The sequence below is a fragment of the Caballeronia sp. M23-90 genome (assembly GCF_053574605.1).
Genome location: NZ_JBSIPA010000708.1, coordinates 1 through 2,214, shown reverse-complemented (window position 1 = coordinate 2,214; position 2,214 = coordinate 1). Strand labels below are relative to the sequence as shown.

At 60.0% G+C, this 2,214-nt stretch carries 3 protein-coding genes; all 3 read left to right on the top strand.

Features of this window, described 5'->3' with window-relative positions; genetic code table 11:
- Positions 1 to 817 (top strand): PfkB family carbohydrate kinase (locus ACRXB1_RS34950; protein WP_449494644.1); only part of this gene is annotated, 817 nt, incomplete at its 5' end.
- Between the two features lie 19 nt (positions 818 to 836).
- Entirely contained in the window at positions 837 to 1,829 is a 993-nt protein-coding gene (gene rfaD / locus ACRXB1_RS34945) for an ADP-glyceromanno-heptose 6-epimerase (RefSeq protein ID WP_449494643.1), read from the top strand.
- Between the two features lie 74 nt (positions 1,830 to 1,903).
- A partial coding sequence (locus ACRXB1_RS34940; protein ID WP_449494642.1) for a ComEA family DNA-binding protein occupies positions 1,904 to 2,214 on the top strand: 311 nt, incomplete at its 3' end.

The following is a 2,214-nucleotide window of genomic DNA, read 5'->3' as shown; positions in this document are numbered from 1 at the left end:
TCGTTGCGCGCGACGTTCGCCGCGCCCCCGAGCCGGTCTTCCTTGCGCTGCACGTGAACGACCGGCACCGGCGCTTGGTGCGCAAGCAGGACTGTTGTGCGTGGTCGGTCACGATGAGCCCGGCGAGTGCATCGTCCAGTTGCTGGACGAAAGCCGGGTGACGGCTCATCTGGAACGCGATCCGGCATTGCTCACGACCATCAAGCTGCGGGTGTTGTCGCGGCAGCAGCAACTGCTGCGTGTGGACTTCGAGAACTCGCCCACGCACGAAGTGTTGAGCGCGTGTCTCGCGCGCTTCGAAACGCTTTTGCCGCAACACGACGTGATCCTGATGTCGGATTACGCGAAGGGCGGTCTGACTCACGTCACGCAAATGATCGCCGATGCCCGCCGCGCCGGCAAACCGGTATTGGTCGATCCGAAGGGCGACGATTGGGACCGCTATCGCGGCGCCACGCTGATCACGCCAAACCGCGCCGAATTGCGCGAAGTGGTCGGGCGCTGGAGCTCCGAGGAAGATCTGCTGCAACGGGTGACGGCGCTGCGTGAATCGCTGGAAATCAGTGCTCTGCTGCTGACGCGCTCGGAAGAAGGCATGACGCTTTTCACCGCCGACCAGGTGGTCCACACGCAGGCCGATGCACGTGAAGTGTATGATGTTTCGGGTGCGGGAGACACGGTCATTGCAACCGTTGCAACCATGCTGGGCGCGGGCGTGCCGCTGATTGACTGTATTGCTTACGCGAACCGGGCGGCGGGAATCGTCGTCGGAAAGCTGGGTACGGCGACCGTCGACTACAACGAACTTTTCGCCTGATCTTTCGGCTAAGAACACCATGACAATCATCGTTACCGGCGCGGCCGGGTTTATTGGCAGCAATCTCGTCAAGGCGCTCAACGAGCGTGGCGAGCAACGCGTGATCGCGGTCGATAACCTCACGCGCGCCGACAAATTCAAGAATCTGGTCGACTGCGAGATCGATGATTATCTCGATAAGACCGAGTTTGTCGCGCGCTTCAAACGCGGCGATTTCGGCAAGGTCAAAGCGGTTTTCCACGAAGGCGCGTGCTCCGACACCATGGAGACCGACGGCCGCTACATGATGGAAAACAATTTCCGCTACAGCCGCGACGTGCTGGACACGTGCCTCGAAAATGGCGTGCAGTTCCTGTATGCATCCTCGGCGGCGGTTTATGGCGGATCGAGCAAGTTCGTGGAAAGGCGCGAACTTGAAAAGCCGCTGAACGTTTACGGCTACTCGAAGTTTCTTTTCGACCAGATCATTCGCCAGGTCCTCCCGACCGCGAAAAGCCAGATAGCGGGCTTCCGCTACTTCAACGTCTATGGTCAGCGCGAAACGCACAAGGCACGCATGGCGTCCGTGGCGTTCCACAACTTCAACCAGTTTCGCGCCGAAGGGAAAGTGAAGCTGTTCGGCGAATACAACGGTTATGGTGCGGGCGAGCAGACGCGCGATTTCGTTTCCGTGGAAGACGTGACGAAGGTGAACCTGCATTTCTTCGATCACCCGGAGAAGTCGGGCATCTTCAATCTGGGCACCGGGCGGGCTCAGCCGTTCAACGACATTGCATCGACGGTCGTGAATTCATTGCGCGCCATCAATGGCGAGCCGCCGTTGTCGCTCGCCGAGCTCGTGCAGCGTGGCCTGATCGAATACATTCCGTTCCCCGACGCACTGCGCGGCAAGTATCAATGCTTCACGCAGGCGGACCAGTCGAAGTTGCGCGAGGCGGGTTACGACGCGCCGTTCCTGACGGTGCAGGAAGGCGTTGATCGCTACGTGCGTTGGCTATTCGGTCAGCTATAAAAGCACTTGCCGTTTTTCTACACTGGGTCTCCGGGTCAGCGATCAGCGCGGACCGGTTTTCAAGGGAGACTCACATGATCAAGAAATTCGTTGCGGCATTCACTCTGGCTGTATCCATGGCATCGGCGTTTGCAGCCGTCGATATCAACGCAGCCAATTCCGATGCACTGCGCGGTATCAAAGGTATCGGGCCGGCCAAGGCGAAAGCCATTCTCGACGAACGCGAGGCGCACGGTCCGTTCAAGGATGCAGCCGAACTCACCAAACGCGTGAAGGGGATGGGCGGCAAGACGGTCGAGCGCTTGCAGGCCGAGGGCCTGACTATCGGTACTGGCACAAGCACGGCAGCGGCGGCTCCAGCCGCAGGGAAGCCCGCTGCGGGAGA

Coding starts and splice junctions, on each gene's coding strand:
- rfaD (WP_449494643.1), top strand. CDS start 837: ATGACAATCATCGTTACCGGCGCGGCCGGGTTTATTGGCAGCAATCTC.